The organism is Neisseria sp. DTU_2021_1001991_1_SI_NGA_ILE_055, assembly GCF_032342915.1.
Taxonomy (GTDB): Bacteria; Pseudomonadota; Gammaproteobacteria; order Burkholderiales; family Neisseriaceae; genus Neisseria.
Genome location: NZ_CP135440.1, coordinates 1,570,634 through 1,591,214, shown reverse-complemented (window position 1 = coordinate 1,591,214; position 20,581 = coordinate 1,570,634). Strand labels below are relative to the sequence as shown.

At 49.0% G+C, this 20,581-nt stretch carries 14 protein-coding genes and 1 tRNA gene; 9 read left to right on the top strand and 6 right to left on the bottom strand.

The genetic code is table 11. The features are described 5' to 3' along the window. Positions 1-120: 120 nt before the first annotated feature. The 9 genes from RRV97_RS07440 to RRV97_RS07400 all read left to right on the top strand — a co-directional run bounded on the left by RRV97_RS07440 (position 121) and on the right by RRV97_RS07400 (position 14,850). On the top strand, positions 121-360 hold the full coding sequence (locus RRV97_RS07440; protein WP_003684241.1) for a Fis family transcriptional regulator: 240 nt from the start codon (positions 121-123) through the stop codon (positions 358-360). Positions 361-403: 43 nt separating this feature from the next. Further along, entirely contained in the window at positions 404-1,138 is a 735-nt protein-coding gene (locus RRV97_RS07435; protein WP_315611157.1) for a glutamine amidotransferase-related protein, read from the top strand. Between the two features lie 76 nt (positions 1,139-1,214). After that, positions 1,215-2,090 carry a DMT family transporter gene (locus RRV97_RS07430; RefSeq protein ID WP_315611156.1) on the top strand — a complete coding sequence of 292 codons (876 nt, stop codon included), beginning with the start codon at positions 1,215-1,217 and terminating at the stop codon, positions 2,088-2,090. Between the two features lie 63 nt (positions 2,091-2,153). Beyond that, positions 2,154-2,972, top strand: coding sequence for a hypothetical protein (locus RRV97_RS07425; protein ID WP_315611155.1), 819 nt, complete (start codon positions 2,154-2,156; stop codon positions 2,970-2,972). A 108-nt stretch (positions 2,973-3,080) separates the two neighbouring features. Then, positions 3,081-4,250, top strand: coding sequence for a chloride channel protein (locus RRV97_RS07420; protein WP_315612250.1), 1,170 nt, complete (start codon positions 3,081-3,083; stop codon positions 4,248-4,250). Positions 4,251-4,413: 163 nt separating this feature from the next. Then, complete coding sequence (gene purH / locus RRV97_RS07415; protein ID WP_315611154.1) at positions 4,414-5,994, top strand: bifunctional phosphoribosylaminoimidazolecarboxamide formyltransferase/IMP cyclohydrolase; 1,581 nt, start codon at positions 4,414-4,416, stop codon at positions 5,992-5,994. Between the two features lie 73 nt (positions 5,995-6,067). Continuing rightward, positions 6,068-6,583 (top strand): SMI1/KNR4 family protein, encoded by a 516-nt coding sequence (locus RRV97_RS07410; RefSeq protein ID WP_315611153.1) that lies wholly within the window; start codon positions 6,068-6,070, stop codon positions 6,581-6,583. A gap of 200 nt (positions 6,584-6,783) precedes the next feature. Continuing rightward, positions 6,784-6,912, top strand: coding sequence for a hypothetical protein (locus tag RRV97_RS07405; RefSeq protein WP_256388401.1), 129 nt, complete (start codon positions 6,784-6,786; stop codon positions 6,910-6,912). Between the two features lie 765 nt (positions 6,913-7,677). Further along, a complete protein-coding gene (locus RRV97_RS07400) occupies positions 7,678-14,850 on the top strand; it encodes a YadA-like family protein (protein WP_315611152.1) in 7,173 nt (2,390 codons plus the stop codon). A 308-nt stretch (positions 14,851-15,158) separates the two neighbouring features. Here RRV97_RS07400 and RRV97_RS07395 read toward each other — a convergent pair whose 3' ends face one another. The 6 genes from RRV97_RS07395 to RRV97_RS07370 form a co-directional block, all read right to left on the bottom strand. Further along, on the bottom strand, positions 15,159-16,166 hold the full coding sequence (locus RRV97_RS07395; protein ID WP_315611151.1) for an IS5 family transposase: 1,008 nt from the start codon (positions 16,164-16,166) through the stop codon (positions 15,159-15,161). A gap of 105 nt (positions 16,167-16,271) precedes the next feature. After that, positions 16,272-17,285 (bottom strand): ketol-acid reductoisomerase, encoded by a 1,014-nt coding sequence (ilvC, locus tag RRV97_RS07390; RefSeq protein ID WP_315611150.1) that lies wholly within the window; start codon positions 17,283-17,285, stop codon positions 16,272-16,274. A 60-nt stretch (positions 17,286-17,345) separates the two neighbouring features. Next, complete coding sequence (locus RRV97_RS07385) at positions 17,346-17,639, bottom strand: putative quinol monooxygenase (RefSeq protein WP_003748478.1); 294 nt, start codon at positions 17,637-17,639, stop codon at positions 17,346-17,348. 66 nt (positions 17,640-17,705) lie between these two features. Then, positions 17,706-18,197 carry an acetolactate synthase small subunit gene (gene ilvN / locus RRV97_RS07380; RefSeq protein ID WP_296116250.1) on the bottom strand — a complete coding sequence of 164 codons (492 nt, stop codon included), beginning with the start codon at positions 18,195-18,197 and terminating at the stop codon, positions 17,706-17,708. Positions 18,198-18,207: 10 nt separating this feature from the next. Further along, positions 18,208-19,935 carry a biosynthetic-type acetolactate synthase large subunit gene (gene ilvB / locus RRV97_RS07375; protein ID WP_070625001.1) on the bottom strand — a complete coding sequence of 576 codons (1,728 nt, stop codon included), beginning with the start codon at positions 19,933-19,935 and terminating at the stop codon, positions 18,208-18,210. Between the two features lie 389 nt (positions 19,936-20,324). Next, positions 20,325-20,409 (bottom strand) — tRNA-Leu (locus RRV97_RS07370). Positions 20,410-20,581: the final 172 nt, after the last annotated feature.

Genomic DNA, 20,581 nt, shown 5'->3' with positions numbered 1-20,581 from the left:
GATAGCTAATCAAAATAAATATAAATCGGATAGGGCGAATTCAAACAAATCAAATAAACGTCGTCTGAATGTTCAGACGGCCTCATCATTTAGAAACAAATCTAAAGAAAGACAATCACGATGAATCAAACGACGACTGACATTGCGCAATGTATTGAACAAAACTTACGACAATATTTCAAAGACTTGGATGGTACGGAACCTTGCGGCGTGTATGATATGGTGTTGCATCAAGTGGAAAAGCCGATGCTTGCCTGCGTGATGGAGCAATGCGGCGGCAACCAGTCTAAAGCGGCGGTCATTTTGGGTTTGAACCGCAATACCCTGCGTAAAAAATTACAACAGCACGGTATGCTGTAATGCGGCAGGGCAACCCGTCCTGACGGTTGAAGGAGAAATAAGAATGCAAAATCCGAATAAATTAAATATCCATTTCATCCTGCACGAGGCATTTGAAGTGCCGGGTGCATATTTGAAATGGGCGCAATGGCGCGGGCATAACATCAGTGCAACCAAAGTGTACGAAAGGGAAGCCCTGCCTGACAATGTGGACGATATAGATTTTTTGATTGTGATGGGCGGGCCGCAATCGCCTGATGAAGACAGGCAGGCATTCCCGTATTACGACCCCGAATCCGAGCTGCACCTGATGCGTCAGGCGATGGCGGCGGATAAATATATTGTCGGCGTGTGTTTGGGTGCGCAGCTTTTATCCGTTGCCTACGGCGCGCGACACACGCGCAGTCCTGAGCGTGAAATCGGCATTTATCCAATTGAGCTGACGGCGGAAGGTTTGGCGGATGCCCATGTTTCCCTGTTGGGCAAAACCCTGAATACCGGCCATTGGCACGGCGATATGCCCGGTTTGACGGATGAGGCGGTTGTGTTGGCAACCAGCAAAGGCTGTCCGCGCCAGATTATCCGTTTTGCGCCCAAACATTATGCCTTCCAGGCTCATTTGGAGTTTGACCGCGAAGCCGTCGGGCTGCTGATTGCGGCGGACGGGCGCGAAAATGTAGCCGAACAAAGCCAAGCGCAAACTTATGTTCAGCATCCGGATAAAATCGAAGCGGCGGATTTCAGTGAAATGAATGCCAAACTCTTCGACTTTTTGGATTCGCTGACGCAGACAAAATAAAAAAAGCCAACCCTCCAGGCCGTCTGAATAATAAATATAGAGAAGAAACGATTAACCCTTTTTAAAAGGTCGGACCATGTTCTATCAAATACTTGCCCTGCTGATTTGGGGCAGCTCTTTTATCGCAGCCAAGTATTCTTACGAGATGATCGACCCGGCGCTGATGGTCGAGGCGCGGTTGTTGATTGCCGCGTTGATGGTGTTGCCGTCATGCCGCCGTTATTTGGGCAGGATTCCAAGGAGCGAGTGGAAGCCCTTGTTGTGGATTTCCTTTGTCAATTACGTTGTCGTTTTGATGCTCCAGTTTATCGGTTTGAAATACACATCTGCCGCCAGCGCGATTACCATGGTCGGGCTGGAGCCTTTGCTGGTCGTCTTTGTCGGTCATTTCTTCTTCAACGACAAAGCCAAACTGTACCACTGGATTTGCTGCGCGGCGGCGTTTGCCGGCGTGGGCATGATGGTAATGGGCGGCGCGGAGGAGGGCGGTACGATTGACTGGTTCGGCTGTTTGCTGATTTTGCTCGCGGGATTCGGTTTCGCCGGCGTGATACGCCCGAGCCAAAAAATGATTGCCCGTATCGGTGCGCCCGCATTTACTGCGGCTTCCATGGCGGCGGCGGCGCTGTTGTGTCTGCCGTTTTCGCTGGTGTTGGCAGACAGCTATCAAATCAACTGGTCGTGGGGCGGTACGCTGTCGGTGTTGTATATGGGGATTGGCTGCAGCTGGCTCGCCTATCTGTTGTGGAACAAAGGCATGAACAAAGTTCCTGCCAATGTCTCCGGCCTGCTGATTTCGCTTGAGCCTGTCATCGGCGTTATCATGGCGGTGTTGATTTTGGGCGAACATTTAAGCAGCATGGCCGCGCTGGGCATTACCGTCGTCATTTCGTCCACTTTTGTCGCCGGTGTGTTGGCGCGTATCGGCAGCAAACACAAAAAGGCCGTCTGAAAACAGTTTCAGACGGCCTGAAGTCGCCGTACTTTTTCAATAAAACATTTTGGGAAAATTTCTATGAAACGCATCATCTCCCTGCTTTTGCTTGCCTGCCCCGTTTTGGCGTCGGCCGCACCCGATAACGACAAAGCCGCCGTACAGGCCGTTATTGCCAAACATTACAACCGACCGCTTGCCGCGCACAAATGCCAGCTTACCGAGCCGCCGAAAGACGGACAGGCACCATCTAACAACATCATGTATTGCATGAAACCTGTTGCCGACCATACCGTAACACGCAACGGCAAAGCCGCTCGTTATGTGTTGTACACAGGTTTTGCCTACGATATGGAACAAAAAATAAAACAGGACGCCCATGCTTCTCCCGGCCTTGTAGAATTGTTTGTTTTGGAAAAAACAGACGGCAAGTGGGCAATCAAACAGCACGGAAGAGATGAAATCGGCGCATGGGGCGAGTCGCCGGAGAATAAGGCGTGGAAGTTTGTTCAGGTGGGCGCGCAAAACTGGGGCTATGTTGCCGAGTCAAGTTATACAGGCCAAGGCGACACGACGACTTCGCAAAACTTCCTGTTTACCGATGATAGCAACCGCATCCGTAAAAGCTTTATTCTCAGCGGTAACGATAACGGCGCATATTTTGGCGATTGCGATGAATTGAAAGGGCGTGAAAAACGAGACTGCAAAGACAGATATACCAGCCTGGAAGCCAAAATTGCTTTTGACAAAAGCCGTCCTGCCGTATCCGGCGTATGGGCGTTGACTGCAAAACTCAGCGGCGTATCAGGAAAGAAAAATTATAAAAATCAGAAATATATTTTCCCTTATAACGGTAAAACCCACGTTGCCCCCAAAAACTATCCCTTGGGCGGACAATAGTTCCCCCGAAAAACGCTTTGATCAAACCATTACTACCTCAAGTCAAATCCCGTGAAAGACACTCATAAACTCTGGGCCGCCCTCATCATTACCGGCATCATCGGCGGCATGGTCGGCATTGTATTAACCGAAATCATGCATACGATTCAACATCTTGCCTATGGTTACGGTTCAGACGGCCTATATGTTTCATTCCGAGAGGGCGTAGCGCAGGCAAGTCCTGCGCGGCGTATCGTGGTCGTGGCCTTTTGCGGCGTGGTGGTCGGCTTGGGGTGGTGGTTGCTCAAACGCTACGGCAGGCCGCAACCGGGTATCAAAGCCGTGGTTAAAAATCCGCTTGCCGGTTTTCCGTTTTTTGAAACCGTCAGCCATGCCCTGTTGCAAATCATTACTGTCGGGCTGGGCTCGCCGCTCGGCCGCGAAGTTGCGCCGCGCGAAATGACCGCCGCTTTCGCCTCGGTCGGCGTCAACCGTTTCGGGCTGAGCGAAGACGACGCAAGGCTGGTCATAGCTTGCGCCTCGGGTGCAGGTTTGGCGGCCGTGTATAACGTGCCGCTTGCCTCCACACTTTTCATCCTCGAAGCCATGCTGGGCGTATGGACACAGCAAGCCGTCGCCGCCGCATTGCTGACTTCCGTCATCGCCACCGCCGTCGCACGCATCGGCTTGGGCGACGTGCAGCAATATCATCCGGCCAACCTTTCCATCAACACATCATTACTTTGGTTTTCCGCCATCATCGGCCCGATACTGGGCGCAACCGCCGTCTTTTTCCAGCGCACCGCCCAAAAATTCCCCTTCATCAAGCGCGACAACATCAAAATCATTCCCTTGGCCGTCTGTATGTTTGCACTCATCGGCGCGATTGCCGTTTGGTTTCCCGAAATTTTGGGCAACGGCAAAGCAGGCAACCAACTGACCTTTGGCGGATTGACCGACTGGCAACACAGCCTTGAGCTGACCGCCGTCAAATGGCTGGTCGTCTTGATGGCGCTGGCGGCAGGTGCATACGGCGGCCTGATTACCCCGTCCATGATGCTCGGCAGCACCATCGCCTTTGCCGCCGCAGCCGCGTGGAATACTTTCTTTCCTGCCATGTCGTCCGAAAGCGCGGCCGTTGTCGGTGCCGCCGTTTTCCTCGGCGTTTCCCTCAAAATGCCCCTGACGGCCATCGTCTTTGTTTTAGAACTCACCTACGCCCCCGTTGCCTTACTCATGCCCTTATGCGCAGGCATGGCAGGCGCAGTATGCGTAGCGAAGAAAATGGGATTTAAATAGGCAAAAACATCAGGCCGTCTGAAACCAAGTTTCAGACGGCCTTTTACAATAAAATTGTCAACAATATCTATAAAAACCTACTGCCAAAAAGGCGAAAATAGCGGATAATACCGCCCTGAAAATTCATCCCATATCGATTAAACCTTCAACAAAGGAAATCCAAATGTCTTCCATCAAACGCGCCCTGATCAGCCTGTCCGACAAGACAGGCGCAGTCGAATTTGCCCAAACCCTGACCAAGCTCGGTGTAGAAATCCTCTCTACCGGTGGTACAGCAAAGCTCTTGGCTGATGCAGGCGTTCCCGTTATCGAAGTTGCCGACTATACCGGTTTTCCCGAAATGCTCGACGGCCGCGTGAAAACCCTGCATCCGAAAATCCACGGCGGCATCCTCGGCCGTCGCGATTTAGACGAACACGTCGCCAAGATGGAAGAACACGGCATCGGCAATATCGATTTAGTGTGCGTCAATCTTTACCCCTTCGCCGCCACCATCGCCAAACCAAACAGCACACTGGAAGATGCGATTGAAAATATCGACATCGGCGGCCCGACCATGGTGCGCTCTGCCGCGAAAAACTGGAAACACGTCGCCATCGTTACCGACACCGCCGATTTCCCGGCCATCGCCGCCGAACTCGAAGCCAACAACGGCGCCTTGAGCGACAAAACCCGTTTCAACCTCTCACGCAAAGCATTCAGCCATACCGCCCAATACGACGGCATGATTTCCAACTACTTAACCTCGCTTTCAGACGACGTCTTGAGCGGTCAGCCCCAAATCGGCGAATTCCCAAGCCAGTTCAACCAAAGCTGGATTAAAGTGCAAGACATGCGCTACGGCGAAAATCCGCACCAACGCGCCGCGTTCTACCGCGATATTTACCCCGCCGCAGGCAGCCTTTCCGCCTACAAACAGCTGCAAGGCAAAGAATTGTCTTACAACAACATTGCCGATGCCGATGCCGCCTGGGAAGCCGTCAAATCTTTTGACGCGCCGGCCTGTGTGATCGTGAAACACGCCAATCCGTGCGGCGTTGCCGTTGCAGCCGATACATTGACCGCCTACAAACTCGCCTACGCCACCGACACCACCAGCGCATTCGGCGGCATCATCGCCTTCAACCGCGAAGTGGACGGCGCAACCGTCAAACAAATTACCGAAAACCAATTTATGGAAGTCCTCATGGCGCCGAAGTTCACCGCCGAAGCCCTCGAAATCGCCGCCGCCAAGAAAAATGTACGCGTATTGGAAGTGCCGCTCGAAGCAGGTGCCAACCGCTTTGAACTCAAACGCGTCGGCGGCGGACTGTTGGTACAAACCCCCGACATCCACCGCATCAACCGCGCCGATTTGAAAGTCGTCTCCAAACGCCAACCGACCGAGCAAGAATGGAACGATTTGCTGTTTGTCTGGAACGTCGCCAAATACGTCAAATCCAACGCCATCGTCTTCGGCAAAGGCGGCCAAACCTACGGCATCGGCGCAGGCCAAATGAGCCGAGTGGACAGCACCCGCATCGCTGCCCGCAAAGCGCAGGACGCAGGCTTAGACTTAAACGGCGCATGTGCCGCTTCCGATGCCTTCTTCCCATTCCGCGACGGCGTAGATGTCATTGCCGAGCAGGGCATCAAAGCCATCATCCATCCCGCAGGCTCCATGCGCGACCAAGAAGTCTTTGACGCAGCGGACGAACACGGCATCGCCATGGTCGTAACCGGCATCCGCCATTTCCGCCACTGATAAGCTGATATAAAATAAAGGCCGTCTGAAAACCGATTTCAGACGGCCTAAGTTTTAATATATGGGATAAGTCATGTCTTTTAGCCAAACCGAGTTGGCAGATTTTGCTGCCAATCTTTTTGTTAACTATGGCGAAGGTTTTGAAGGGGATACGCCGCTTACGGATGAGATTATTGCGCATGTGGAAGAGGAGCTGGGCTATTCTCTGCCTATTGACTATATAGCTTTGATGCGCCTGAAAAACGGCGGTAGTTTGAAACGTTATTTTTTTCGTTATACCGATACGGATGGATATGAATGCGAACTTATGGTTCGTGGTATATATGGAATTGGTTTTACGAATAATAATGCCCTGTGCGGTAAAATGGGCAGTCGTTTTTTGGAAGATCCTAAAAATCACGCATTACCGCATATTGGCGTTTACTTTGCCGAAGAAGATAGCGGACACGGATTTTTTGCGCTGGATTATCGCAACATAAATGCCGATGGTGAGCCACCGGTTATCAATATTTATTTGGATAATTTTCATGAAGAATATATTGCCGACAGCTTTGCTGCTTTTATTCGCCGTTTGACTGCAGATGAGTAAGCAGGGCGGATAAGTAGTTAGGATTTCAAATATTCTTGTTACTAATAAGCTGATATAAAATAAAGGCCGTCTGAAAACCGATTTCAGACGGCCTTTTTCAATACATTAAATCAAGACAAAGCAACAAAGCCATATCCATTCCGATTCATACGGCAACAAAACGTCCCAAGTCTAAAACCAACCCACTCAGAGAAAAAAACATGAAACACATCCTCCTCATCCTGACCCTCGCCACACTCACCGCCTGCGCCTCCAGCCATACCGGCGGCTACGGCTATGCCGGCAACAACGGCGCTTCCGCAGGCGTAACCCAAACATTCCGTTGGTAAGGCCGTCTGAAATACGGCATGGTGTTACACCATAGAAAACAGACCGATTCCAAACGTAAAGGCAAGTTTTACACTTGCCTTTTTAACGCTGTCCATCGGCTCAATAGCGCATAAATTCGTATCATTTGGTTACTATTTATATGTTAGGAAATGTCAAAGGCCGTCTGAAAACAGGCCATACAAACCCGTTACACGTTTCAAACTGATCTTCAATACAAATTTCATTAATTCTCTAAATAAAAGCCCACATTTAAATCTATCACTAAAGAAACTATTTAAATCATATATTATTTAGTAATCATTATTGTTTGAGAATAAAAAAGTAAAATCAAATAGCTAGAAAATCCGTTTAAAAAAGCAACAAGTAAATCTAACGGGCATGACCGTTGAGTCCGAAAAAATAACACTTTATCGGAAGAGTTGATTTACGAAACCAAACGCATATAAAATTTGGACAAGGATTCCGAATGCATTGAAAGAAGCTGACAAAAAGTGACTGGTTAAGAAACAAGCTGACAAAAAACGGCACATCGTTTCCCAAACTTCACAAGCTTCCCAAAATGTATCAGCATAAAATCCCATAAAACAGGCTTTTAGCTGTTATTCGGCCGAGTGGAGACTTTTGGCACGGGAATTGCATACAGGAGATTACGGCATGAAACCGCATAAAGGGGAAACTCTGAAATGCGGCAAATGTGTGGACAGGCGGTTTACAGCCGAGCAACACGTCCCAAAAGAAATCAAACCCCTTACAGGAAAATCGATATGAATAAAGTCTTTAAAGTCATTTGGAACCACGCGACCCAGACATGGACCGCGGTTTCCGAAATCAGCCATGCGCACGGCAAAAAATCCGCTTCTGACAAGCGTAAAGCCGTAGCTGCTGCAGTGGTTGCAGCAGGTGCTTTGATGGCATCTGCTGGAGCAGAGGCAAATGTGGATTTGCGTAATAGCGCAGTAAACATCACTCCTGATGGCACTTTAAACGGTTCTAACAGAAACGTTGGTGTGAACTCTGTTGTAGTGGGTTATCAAAATACTGCCAGCAGCCAAGATGGTACTATCGCTTACGGTGCTAATAACATTGCAGACAAAAACTCATCTTTGGCTGTAGGTAATAACAACCAAGCAACCGGCGGTGCTTCAACTGCAATGGGTGTAAGCTCTATTGCAAGTGGCGAAGCTTCTGTTGCAATCGGTAATGTAGCCCAAGCAACTCAAATTCGTGCGACTGCAGTAGGTAACCGTGCGACTGCTACTCAAGACTCCGCAAGTGCATACGGTAACCGTGCAAATGCATCAGCGCAATTTGCAACCGCTGTCGGTGATAATTCTCATGCAAGTGCTGCGGCTGTTGCAGTGGGTACTCACGCAAATGCATCACATCAAGATTCTATAGCTATTGGACGAAATGCTTCGGGTGCTTGGACAAATGCGATTGCTGTCGGTAAAGATAGCGTAGCAAAACAAGATCACGCGATTGCAATGGGTACTAGCTCAAATGCGTCAGGTGTTCAAGCTGTCGGTGTCGGTTCGTATACAAAAGCAGAAGGTAATCTGACAGTTGCGGTTGGTCCATATGCGCAAGCCAATAAAGAAGCTGCAATTGCTGTAGGTTCTAACGCTACTGCTGCTGAGTCTAATGCTATTGCTGTGGGTCAAACTGCTACTGCGGCTAACAATAATTCCATTGCTGTCGGTACTAAAACAGTTTCTAGAGGCGATAACGCAATTGGTATCGGTGCTTATGCTGAATCAACAGGTTTGCGTTCTACAGCTGTCGGCGTGTTGTCTCAGGCTAATGGCGCAGGCTCATTTGCCGGTGGTGCATCTGCTCATGCTACAGGTGAAAATTCTGTAGCTATTGGCGGTGCGCTGGATGGTACTTTGGGTAATAAAGCAGGTTCTGCTGCTAAAGCAACCGGTAACAACTCTATCGCTTTGGGTACTCAATCTAAAGCTATCGGCGACAACTCTGTTGCCCAAGGTACTGCTTCTAATGCTATTGGTAATAACTCTATCGCTCAAGGTAACGGCGCAACTGCAAACAAAACTGCTGACGTTGCTGTAGGTTACAACGCTCAAGCCAATGGTACTTCAACTGGTTCTGATGGCGACGGCGTAGTGAATAATGCCGGTTCTGCAATGGCAGTCGGTACAGAAGCTCAAGCAACCGGTATCGTAGCAACAGCTATCGGTGAGCGTTCTAAAGCTCTGGCAAACGGCGCGGTAGCATTGGGTGGCGACGCTCAAGCCAAACAAGGTTCTGACGTAGCAATCGGTCGTGGCTCTGTAGCTGATGGTACTTCTGCTGCTGCATTCGGTCCTGCTGCTACAGCGACTGGCAAATACTCAGTAGCTTTGGGTGTACAAAGTAACGCTGCTTCTAAACAAGCGATTGCATTGGGTCGTGGTGCTCAAGCTAATGGTGGCGAATTTGCAACTGCCCTGGGTAACGGTGCTCAAGCAACAGCCAAAAACACTCTGGCTTTGGGTACAGAAGCTAAATCTACTATCGAAAACAGCGTAGCCCTGGGTAACGGCTCTACAACCAGCGCATTCGCACCTACTAACAGCGCTACTGTTGGCAACTACACTTACGGTGGTTTCGCAGGTGCAACCAGCAGCTTGAATAACGGCGCAGTATTGTCTGTAGGCTCTGCAGGTAACGAACGTCAAATTCAAAACGTTGCCGCAGGTCGTATCAATGCAACTTCTACCGATGCAATCAACGGCTCTCAATTGTTTGCCGTAGCAAACCGCATCGAAAACCTGAATCCGTTCGTATTCTCAGGCCACAATGGCAGCGGTAGCTCACCTGCTGAAGGTACATTCAAATACAATCCAAATTCAACAAACAATCCTCTGAAACTGATCGCTGGTGAAGGTCTGAAAATGACTTCAAACGGCACTAACGAATACACCCTGAGCGTAGTAGGCGGTGGTTCTACTGGTGCTTCCGGCGCTACTGGTCCTAAAGGCGAAAAAGGCGATACTGGTGCAACTGGTGCTAAAGGCGAAAAAGGCGATACTGGTGCAACTGGTGCTAAAGGTGAAAAAGGCGATACTGGTCCTGCTGGCCCTAAAGGTGATACCGGCGCTACTGGTGCAACCGGCGAAAAAGGCGAAAAAGGCGGTAGCCTCACTGTTGAAACTGTAGATAAAGAAGACGGTACCCATGTAATCACTATTACCGAGACGGATACTGGTACAGTTACTACTGTCACTGTAAAAGACGGTAAAGACGGTAAAGACGGTGCTACTGGCGCTAAAGGTGAAAAAGGTGACACCGGCGCAACTGGCGCAACCGGCGACAAAGGTGAAAAAGGTGACACCGGCGCAACTGGCGCAACCGGCGACAAAGGTGAAAAAGGTGACACCGGCGCAACTGGCGCAACTGGCGACAAAGGTGAAAAAGGTGATACCGGCGCTAAAGGTGATACTGGTGAAAAAGGTGGCAGCATCACAGGTGAAGTTGTAGATAATGGTGACGGTACCCATACAATCACTATTACTGATCTTGAGACCGGTTCAGTCACTACTACTATCGTTAAAGATGGTAAAGATGGTGTAGATGGTAAGAACGCTAAAGCCGAAGTTAAAGACAATGGCGACGGTACCCACACTGTAACCATCACTGATGGTGAAGGTAACACCACTACCACTATCGTTAAAGACGGTAAGAACGCTGAAGCTGAAGTTAAAGACAACGGTGACGGTACTCACACTGTAACCATCAAAGACGGTAACGGTAACACCACTACTACCATCGTTAAAGACGGTGCAACTGGTGCCAAAGGTGACACTGGTGCAGATGGTAAGAACGCTGAAGCCGACGTTAAAGACAACGGCGACGGTACTCACACTGTAACCATCAAAGACGGTAACGGTAATACCACTACTACCATCGTTAAAGACGGTGCAACTGGTGCCAAAGGTGACACTGGTGCCGACGGTAAGAACGCTGAAGCCGAAGTTAAAGACAACGGCAACGGCACTCATACTGTAACCATCAAAGACGGTAACGGTAATACCACTACTACCATCGTTAAAGACGGTGCAACTGGCGCTACCGGTGCAACTGGTGCAGACGGTAAGAATGCTGAAGCCGAAGTTAAAGACAATGGCAACGGTACCCACACTGTAACCATCAAAGACGGTAACGGTAACACCACTACTACCATCGTTAAAGACGGTGCAACTGGTGCCAAAGGTGATACCGGTGCAGACGGTAAGAATGCCAAAGCCGACGTTAAAGACAACGGCAACGGTACCCACACTGTAACCATCACTGACGGTGACGGTAACACCACTACCACTATCGTTAAAGACGGTGTAGATGGTAAGAATGCTAAAGCCGACGTTAAAGACAACGGCAACGGTACCCACACTGTAACCATCACCGATGGCGAAGGTAACACCACTACCACTATCGTTAAAGACGGTGCAGACGGTAAGAACGCTGAAGCCGAAGTTAAAGACAACGGCAACGGTACTCATACTGTAACCATCAAAGACGGTAACGGTAATACCACTACTACCATCGTTAAAGACGGTGCAACTGGCGCTACCGGTGCAACCGGTGCAACTGGTGCCAAAGGTGATACCGGTGCAGACGGTAAGAATGCTAAAGCCGAAGTTAAAGACAACGGCAACGGTACTCACACTGTAACCATCACCGATGGCGAAGGTAACACCACTACCACTATCGTTAAAGACGGTGCAGATGGTAAGAATGCTAAAGCCGACGTTAAAGACAACGGCAACGGTACCCACACTGTAACCATCACTGATGGTGAAGGTAATACCACTACTACCATCGTTAAAGACGGTAAGAACGCTGAAGCCGAAGTTAAAGACAACGGCGACGGTACTCACACTGTAACCATTAAAGATGGTAACGGTAACACTACTACTGCCATCGTCAAAGACGGTGCAACTGGTGCCAAAGGTGATACCGGTGCAGACGGTAAGAATGCTAAAGCCGAAGTTAAAGACAACGGTGACGGTACTCACACTGTGACTGTTGTTGACGGTGACGGTAAAACTACTACCACCATCGTTAAAGACGGTAAAGCCGCCGCGAAAGGTGATACCGGTGCAGACGGTAAGAATGCCAAAGCCGACGTTAAAGACAACGGCAATGGTACTCACACAGTGACTGTTGTTGACGGTGACGGTAAAACTACTACTACCATCATTAAAGACGGTAAGAACGCTGAAGCCGACGTTAAAGACAACGGCAACGGTACTCATACTGTAACCATCAAAGACGGTGACGGTAAAACTACTACTACCATCATTAAAGACGGTAAGAACGCTGAAGCCGACGTTAAAGACAACGGCAACGGTACTCATACTGTAACCATCAAAGACGGTAACGGTAACACCACAACCACCATCGTTAAAGACGGTGCAACTGGTGCTAAAGGTGACACCGGTGCAGACGGTAAGAATGCTAAAGCCGAAGTTAAAGACAACGGCAACGGTACCCACACTGTAACCATCACCGATGGCGAAGGTAACACCACTACCACTATCGTTAAAGACGGTGCAGACGGTAAGAACGCTAAAGCTGATGTTAAAGACAACGGCAACGGCACTCACACTGTAACCATCACCGATGGCGAAGGTAATACCACTACTACTATCGTTAAAGACGGCGTAGATGGTAAGAACGCTAAAGCTGACGTTAAAGACAACGGCAACGGTACTCATACTGTAACCATCACCGATGGTGAAGGTAACACCACTACTACCATCGTTAAAGACGGTAAGAACGCTGAAGCCGAAGTTAAAGACAATGGCAACGGCACTCACACTGTAACCATCAAAGACGGTAACGGTAACACTACTACCACCATCGTTAAAGACGGTGCAACTGGTGCCAAAGGTGACACCGGTGCAGACGGTAAGAACGCTGAAGCCGAAGTTAAAGACAACGGCGACGGTACTCACACTGTAACCATCAAAGACGGTAACGGTAATACCACTACTACCATTGTTAAAGATGGTACAGCTGCAGCTAAGGGTGATACCGGTGCCAAAGGTGATAAAGGTGATACCGGTGCTAAAGGTGACCAAGGTATTAAAGGTGACCAAGGCGAAAAAGGTGTCAAAGGCGACAAAGGCGATAAAGGTGACCAAGGTATTAAAGGTGACCAAGGCGCTAAAGGCGACAAAGGTGACACTGGTGCTAAAGGTGATACCGGTGCTAAAGGTGACACTGGTGCAGACGGTAAGAATGCTAAAGCCGAAGTTAAAGACAACGGCAACGGCACTCATACTGTAACCATCACCGATGGCGAAGGTAAAACCACTACCACCATCGTTAAAGACGGTGTAGATGGTAAGAATGCTAAAGCCGAAGTTAAAGACAACGGCAACGGCACTCACACTGTAACCATCACTGATGGCGAAGGTAAAACCACTACCACTATCGTTAAAGACGGTGTAGACGGTAAGAATGCTAAAGCTGAAGTTAAAGACAACGGTAACGGCACTCATACTGTAACCATCACTGACGGCGAAGGTAATACCACTACCACTATCGTTAAAGACGGTGCTACTGGTGCTAAAGGTGATACCGGTGCCAAAGGTGACCAAGGCGATAAAGGTGTCAAAGGCGATAAAGGCGATAAAGGTGACCAAGGTATTAAAGGTGACCAAGGCGCTAAAGGCGACAAAGGTGACACTGGTGCTAAAGGTGATACCGGTGCTAAAGGTGATACCGGTGCTAAAGGTGACACTGGTGCAGACGGTAAGAATGCTAAAGCTGACGTTAAAGACAACGGCAACGGCACTCACACTGTAACTATCACCGATGGCGACGGTAATACCACTACCACTATCGTTAAAGACGGTGTAGACGGTAAGAATGCTAAAGCCGAAGTTAAAGACAACGGCAACGGCACTCACACTGTAACCATCACTGATGGCGAAGGTAATACCACTACCACCATCGTTAAAGACGGTGCTAAAGGTGATACTGGTGATCAAGGCGCTAAAGGTGATACCGGTGACAATGGTAAGTCAGCTGAAGCTGAAGTTACACGTGATGATGCTAAAGGTGAAACCACTATCACTGTTAGAAACCTGGATAAAGATGGCAAAGTCATCGATACCACTTCTAAAGTTGTGAAAGATGGTGAAAACGGTAAGTCTGCTGAAGGTAAAGTTGAGCGTGATGAAACTCAAGGTACTTCTACCATCACTATCAACAACTTCGATAAAGACGGTAAAGTCATCTCTACTTCTACTGCAACCGTGAAAGATGGTAAAGACGGTAAAGACGGTAAAGATGCTGATGGCACCTTCGGTCTGGTTGACGAGACTGGTACTACTGACGGTTCTATCTCCAAAAAACTGAATAACACTATTCAGATCAAAGGTGATGCCGGTACTAAGTTCACTGACAAAGTGACAGGTAAAGAGAGAGTAGTTCAAAACATCTTCGTTAAGAAAGACGGCGATGCGCTGAAAGTCAGCTTGAACCGTGAACTGACCGTTGACAGTGTTACTGCTAACAGTGTTACTACTAACGAACTGAAAGCAGGTCCTGTAACCATCAACCAAGGTGGTATCGATGCCGGCAACACTACTATTAAAAATGTTGCTCCAGGTAAGAACGGTACCGATGCGGTTAACGTTGACCAGCTGAACCAAAAATTCGGCGATGTGAACAGCAATGTGAACAAGGTTGACAACAACGCCCGCGCAGGTGTGGCTCAAGCCTTGGCTACTGCCGGTCTGCCACAAGCTTACTTGCCAGGTAAGAGCATGTTGGCTATCGGTGGCGGTCACTACCGCGGTGAAACCGGTTACGCTGTCGGCTTCTCTAGCATCTCCGATGGTGGTAACTGGATCATCAAAGGTACTGCTTCCGGCAACTCACGTGGTCACTTCGGTGCTACCGCAGCAGTTGGTTACCAATGGTAATCTGACTTTCAGACGGCCTGAAAAGGCCGTCTGAAAAGACGAAGCAAAGTAAATGCGGCCTATTTAGGCCGCATTTTTTTATGCTTAGATTATGTTTTGAATTTATTTGATGAATTAATCAGGACAGTAGCCAAAGATAAATGAATATATCTTTAGCAGTCTGAGACCTTTGCAAAATTCCTTTTCCCCAACAGCCGAAACCTAAACACAGGTTTTCGGCTGTTTTTGTTTCAAATATCCACTGATTCTACCCAAATCCCCCCTTAATCCCCCTTGGATACCTGATTAATCAGGCATCCGGCCGCCTTTTAGGCAGCAACAGGCACACTTAGCCTGTTGGCGGCTTTCAACAGGTTCAAACACATCGCCTTCAGATGGCTTTGCGCACTCACTTTGATCAGCCCGAAATAGGCTGCCCGGGCGTAGCGGAATTTACGGTGCAGCGTACCGAAGCTTTGTTCGACCACATAACGGGTCTTCGACAAATATCGGTTGCGTTTGGTTTGTGCTTCCGTCAGCGGACGGTTGCGGTGGGCTTTACGCATAATGCCGTCTAACAACCGATGCTCTTTCAGATGTTGCCGGTTTTCCTTACTGTCGTAGCCTTTGTCGGCATAGACGGTCGTGCCTTCGGCAATACCCTCCAACAAAGGGGAAAGATGGTTGCACTCATGGACATTGGCGGGAGTGATGTGCAGTTTCTCGATATAGCCTTCCTCATCGGTACGGGTATGTTGTTTGTAACCAAGTTTGTAGAGACCGTTTTTCTTTATCCAACGGGCATCGCTGTCTTTACTCGGTGTGGCTTGGCCGCTGACTTGTCCTTCTTCATCAACTTCTATGGCCTGGCGCTGTTTGCTGCCGGCGGTCTGAATAATAGTGGCATCAACGACGGCGGCGGATGCTTTCTCTATTTTTAGGCCTTTTTCGGTCAGTTGGCGGTTGATCAGTTCCAGTAGTTCGGACAGGGTGTCGTCTTGCGCCAGCCAGTTGCGGTAGCGGCATAAGGTGCTGTAATCGGGGATGCTCAGTTCGTCAAAACGGCAAAACAGGTTGAAATCGATGCGGGTGATGAGGCTGTGTTCGAGTTCGGGATCGGAGAGGCTGTGCCATTGTCCGAGCAGGACGGCTTTGAACATGGACAACAGGGGATAGGCGGGACGGCCGCGGTGGTCTCGGAGGTAACGGATTTTTTGACGATTCAGGTATTGTTCGATCGGTTGCCAATCAATCACCTGATCCAACTTCAATAGCGGGAAGCGGTCGATGTGTTTGGCAATCATGGCTTGTGCGGTTTGCTGGAAGAAGGTACTCATGAAAAATCCCCTAAATGTCTTTGTGGGAATTTAGGGGATTTTGAGGAATTTTGCAAAGGTCTCTGCCTGATTGCTCGGGCAGGTTTTATTTGATTGAAAGACAGATTAGTTTTTGTCTTGGTCAACCAGTTTGTTTTTGGCAATCCAAGGCATCATAGAACGCAGTTGAGCGCCGACTTTTTCAATTTGGTGATCAGCAGTCAGACGGCGACGGGCTGTCATGCTGGCGTAGTTGACGGCACCTTCTTGGATGAACATTTTAGCGTATTCGCCGGTTTGGATGCGTTTGAGGGCATTGCGCATGGCTTCGCGGGATTTGTCATTGATGACTTCGACGCCGGTCACGTATTCGCCGTACTCTGCATTGTTGGAAATGGAGTAGTTCATGTTGGCGATGCCGCCTTCGTAAATCAGGTCAACAATGAGCTTCATTTCGTGCAGGCATTCGAAGTAGGCCATTTCTGGGGCGTAGCCTGCTTCGGTCAGAGTTTCGAAGCCGGTTTTGATCAATTCGACCACGCCGCCGCACAATACGGCTTGTTCGCCGAAGAGGTCGGTTTCAGTTTCTTCGCGGAAGTTGGTTTCGATTACGCCGCCTTTAGTGCCGCCGTTGGCTGCTGCGTAAGACAGAGCGATGTCTTTGGCTTTGCCGCTTTTATCTTGGTAAACGGCGATCAGGGAAGGTACGCCGCCGCCTTTCAGGAATTCGCTGCGTACGGTGTGGCCTGGGCCTTTAGGGGCGATCATGATAACGTCGAGGTCGGTGCGAGGTACGATTTGGTTGTAGTGTACGTTGAAGCCGTGGGCAAACGCCAATACTGCGCCTTCTTTCAAGTTAGGCTCGATTTCGTTTTTGTATACGATAGGTTGGTTTTCGTCAGGCAACAGAATCATTACAACATCGGCTGCTTTGGTTGCTTCTGCAACGGTGCGCACGTCGTGGCCGGCTGCTTCGGCTTTTTTCCAAGAGCCGCCTTGGCGCAGACCGATGACGACATTTACGCCGGAGTCTTTCAGGTTTGCTGCGTGTGCGTGACCTTGTGAGCCGTAACCGATGATGGCAACGGTTTTGCCTTTGATCAGAGAAAGGTCAGCGTCTTTATCGTAATAAACTTGCATTTTATTTCCTTAGTGTAAGAGGGTTCCGGACAATCCGGGTTGAGTTAAAAGTAATAGGGGTTAAGCGGGGACTTGGTTCATCAAGACGATTTCCAATGCTTCGGTTTTTCCTTCGATGGATTTGACGAAGTTTTGGAAATGTTCGCTGGCATTGTGTTCGTCAATAGCTGCTTGGGATTTCCAATTTTCTACGAATACGAAACGGTTGGGTTTGCCGATTTCTTGGTGCAGGTCGTAGCTGATGTTGCCTTCTTCTGCACGGCTGGCTTTGACCAATTCTTTAAATTGGGCAGCCAGAACCTCGGTGTATTCGGGTTTGACGGTAACTAATGCAACGATTTGGATGCTTGACATGTTTGTCTCCTGCTGTTTTTCAGACGGCCTTTGTTGAAAGTAACAGGCCGTCTGAACGATACAGCGTTAAATTTTCAAAATACGCTCGCCGCGGCCGATGCCGGCTGCGCCTGTACGTACGGTTTCCAAAATTTGAGCACGACCGACTGTTTCGAGGAAAGAGTCGAGTTTTTCGGTAGAACCTGTGATTTCGATGGTATAGCTGCGGTCTGTTACGTCAATAATGCTGCCGCGGTAGATTTCGGTCAATCGCAGGAATTCGTCGCGGTCTTTGCCGACGGCGCGGACTTTTACCAACATCAGTTCGCGTTCGACAAAACGGCTTTCGTTCAAGTCAACCACTTTGACAACTTCAATCAGTTTGTTGAGTTGTTTGGTGATTTGCTCGATGACGTGCTCGTCGCCGTGGGTGACAATGGTCATGCGGGACAAGGTTTTGTCTTCGGTTGGGGCTACGGCCAGGGAATCGATGTTGTAATCGCGTGCGGAGAACAAACCTACCACACGGCTCATCGCACCTGATTCGTTTTCCATCAGAATAGATAAGATATGTCGCATTTCTTTCTCCTTACGCTTTTGCAATATCGCGCATGTGCGGCGGCAGAACCATTTCATCCAAACCTTTGCCGTTGCCGACCATAGGCAGTACGTTTTGTTTCTTGTCTGTCAAAAAGTCGAGGAATACCAAACGGTCTTTTTGGTTTAATGCTTCCAACAGGGCGCCTTCGACGTCGGATTTTTTGTCCACACGGATGCCGATATGGCCGTAGGATTCGGCCAGTTTGACAAAGTCGGGCAATGAATCGAAATAGGTTTCCGATTCGCGGTTGCCATAATACAGCTCCTGCCATTGGCGAACCATACCCAAATAGCCATTGTTCAATGTAACGACATTGATGGGGACATTATATTGGAAGCAGGTGGACAGCTCTTGGATATTCATTTGAATAGAGCCTTCGCCTGTGATACAGAAGACGTCTTGTTCCGGAGCCGCCAGTTTGGCACCGAGGGCGTAAGGCAGGCCTACACCCATCGTACCCAGACCGCCGGAATTGAGCCATTGGCGGGGACGCTCGAATGGATAATATTGAGCGGCAAACATTTGGTGTTGGCCAACGTCGGAAGTAATAATGGCTGAGTTTTTGGTAATTTCTGCCAGTTTTTGAACAACGTATTGCGGTTTGATGATTTCGCTGTCGTTTTCAAACCACAGGCAGTTGTGCGAACGCCATTCTTCGATGGTTTTCCACCATTTGTCCAATGAGTCGGCTGAAGGCGCAGTTTCTTGTTTGCCCCACAGATGAATCATTTCGGTCAATACGTTTTTGACATCGCCGACAATCGGGATGTCCACTTTAACGCGTTTGGCAATGCTGGACGGGTCGATGTCGATATGGATGATTTTTTTGGGTTTATCCAAGAATTTTGACGGTACGGAAACCACGCGGTCGTCAAAGCGAGCGCCGATTGCCAAAACGACGTCTGCATTTTGCATCGCCAAATTGGCCTCGTAAGTGCCATGCATGCCCAACATGCCCAAGAATTGGCGGTCGCTGGAAGGGTATGCACCCAAGCCCATTAATGTGCCGGTGCAGGGTACGCCGGTCATGCGGACAAATTGGGTCAGTTCATCTGAGGCGTTGCCCAATACCACGCCGCCGCCGAAGTAAACGATGGGGCGTTTGGCAGAAGCCAGCATTTGTACGGCTTTTTTAATTTGGCCGATGTGGCCTTGTACAACCGGTTGGTAGGAGCGGATGAAGATGTCTTCTTGCGGATAGCTGAATTTTGCCATCGCTTGAGTTACGTCTTTAGGAATATCGACGACAACGGGGCCCGGACGGCCGCTGGCGGCAATTTGGAAGGCTTTTTTAATCGTATCAGCCAGCTCGCCAATATTGGTAACCAAAAAGTTGTGTTTAACACAAGGGCGGGTAATGCCGACCGTATCCACTTCTTGGAACGCATCTGTACCGATGAGGGAGTTGCCCACTTGGCCGCTGATGACGACCAGGGGGATAGAATCGCTGTACGCAGTGGCAATGCCGGTCAATGCGTTGGTTACGCCCGGGCCGGAAGTTACCAAGGCCACACCGACTTTGCCGCTGACGCGGGCATAGGCATCTGCCGCATGTACGGCTGCCTGCTCATGGCGGGTCAGAATGTGCTTGAATTTGTTGAGTTGGAAAATGGCATCGTAGATTTCGATAACCGCACCACCGGGATAGCCGAATACATATTCAACACCTTCGGCTTTGAGACTTTGCACGACGATTTGTGCGCCTGATAATTGCATATTGACCTCTTTTATGCGGTTTCTAACCAATAGGAACAATCCGCCTCACCACAGCACCTGTAATGCAATTCCGCCAAGCAGCGATTTAGGGTACGCGCATTGAGGGAATACGGCGACAGTCAGACTGTCCAAACAATTGGAAAGGAACACAGAGTTTGTGAAAAAGAGTAGAAAAGATAACGCAAACCGACTGTTCAATCAAGATAAAATCTTTCATCTTTTAACATTTGAAATGGGAAAATAGATTGAAGGTTGATTTTAAAGAAATAAAAAAACAGTTTTATTGATCTTGGTGTGGATGGATTGTTGACAGTTTGAGTAAGGAGAAGGTTTTTGCAAATGACGAATGGCAAAAAACCTCTTGACTGAATCAAGAGGTTTTTTAAATTTGGTGCCCAGGGTCGGACTCGAACCGACACACCTTGCGGCGGGGGATTTTGAGTCCCCTGCGTCTACCAATTTCGCCACCTGGGCTAGCGAAGAAGTCGTCATTATAGCGAGTTCTTGAATCTTGTAAAGCGGTATTTGAAAAAAAATTGAATTATTTTTATATTTATTTGATTTTTAATGAATTAAACTTTTTAAGTTTAATGCCTGTCCAAATGGAAGGTAGGTTTTTAAAACAAAAAAACGGTATTTATCTGCA

Excerpts from the sequence above, each read along its gene's own strand:
- ilvB (WP_070625001.1), bottom strand. The coding sequence starts at position 19,935 with ATGCAATTATCAGGCGCACAAATCGTCGTGCAAAGTCTCAAAGCCGAA.
- RRV97_RS07395 (WP_315611151.1), bottom strand. The coding sequence starts at position 16,166 with ATGAGTACCTTCTTCCAGCAAACCGCACAAGCCATGATTGCCAAACAC.
- RRV97_RS07435 (WP_315611157.1), top strand. The coding sequence starts at position 404 with ATGCAAAATCCGAATAAATTAAATATCCATTTCATCCTGCACGAGGCA.
- RRV97_RS07425 (WP_315611155.1), top strand. The coding sequence starts at position 2,154 with ATGAAACGCATCATCTCCCTGCTTTTGCTTGCCTGCCCCGTTTTGGCG.
- RRV97_RS07385 (WP_003748478.1), bottom strand. The coding sequence starts at position 17,639 with ATGTCAAGCATCCAAATCGTTGCATTAGTTACCGTCAAACCCGAATAC.
- RRV97_RS07440 (WP_003684241.1), top strand. The coding sequence starts at position 121 with ATGAATCAAACGACGACTGACATTGCGCAATGTATTGAACAAAACTTA.
- ilvC (WP_315611150.1), bottom strand. The coding sequence starts at position 17,285 with ATGCAAGTTTATTACGATAAAGACGCTGACCTTTCTCTGATCAAAGGC.
- RRV97_RS07405 (WP_256388401.1), top strand. The coding sequence starts at position 6,784 with ATGAAACACATCCTCCTCATCCTGACCCTCGCCACACTCACCGCCTGC.
- purH (WP_315611154.1), top strand. The coding sequence starts at position 4,414 with ATGTCTTCCATCAAACGCGCCCTGATCAGCCTGTCCGACAAGACAGGC.
- RRV97_RS07400 (WP_315611152.1), top strand. The coding sequence starts at position 7,678 with ATGAATAAAGTCTTTAAAGTCATTTGGAACCACGCGACCCAGACATGG.
- RRV97_RS07430 (WP_315611156.1), top strand. The coding sequence starts at position 1,215 with ATGTTCTATCAAATACTTGCCCTGCTGATTTGGGGCAGCTCTTTTATC.
- ilvN (WP_296116250.1), bottom strand. The coding sequence starts at position 18,197 with ATGCGACATATCTTATCTATTCTGATGGAAAACGAATCAGGTGCGATG.
- RRV97_RS07410 (WP_315611153.1), top strand. The coding sequence starts at position 6,068 with ATGTCTTTTAGCCAAACCGAGTTGGCAGATTTTGCTGCCAATCTTTTT.
- RRV97_RS07420 (WP_315612250.1), top strand. The coding sequence starts at position 3,081 with ATGGTCGGCATTGTATTAACCGAAATCATGCATACGATTCAACATCTT.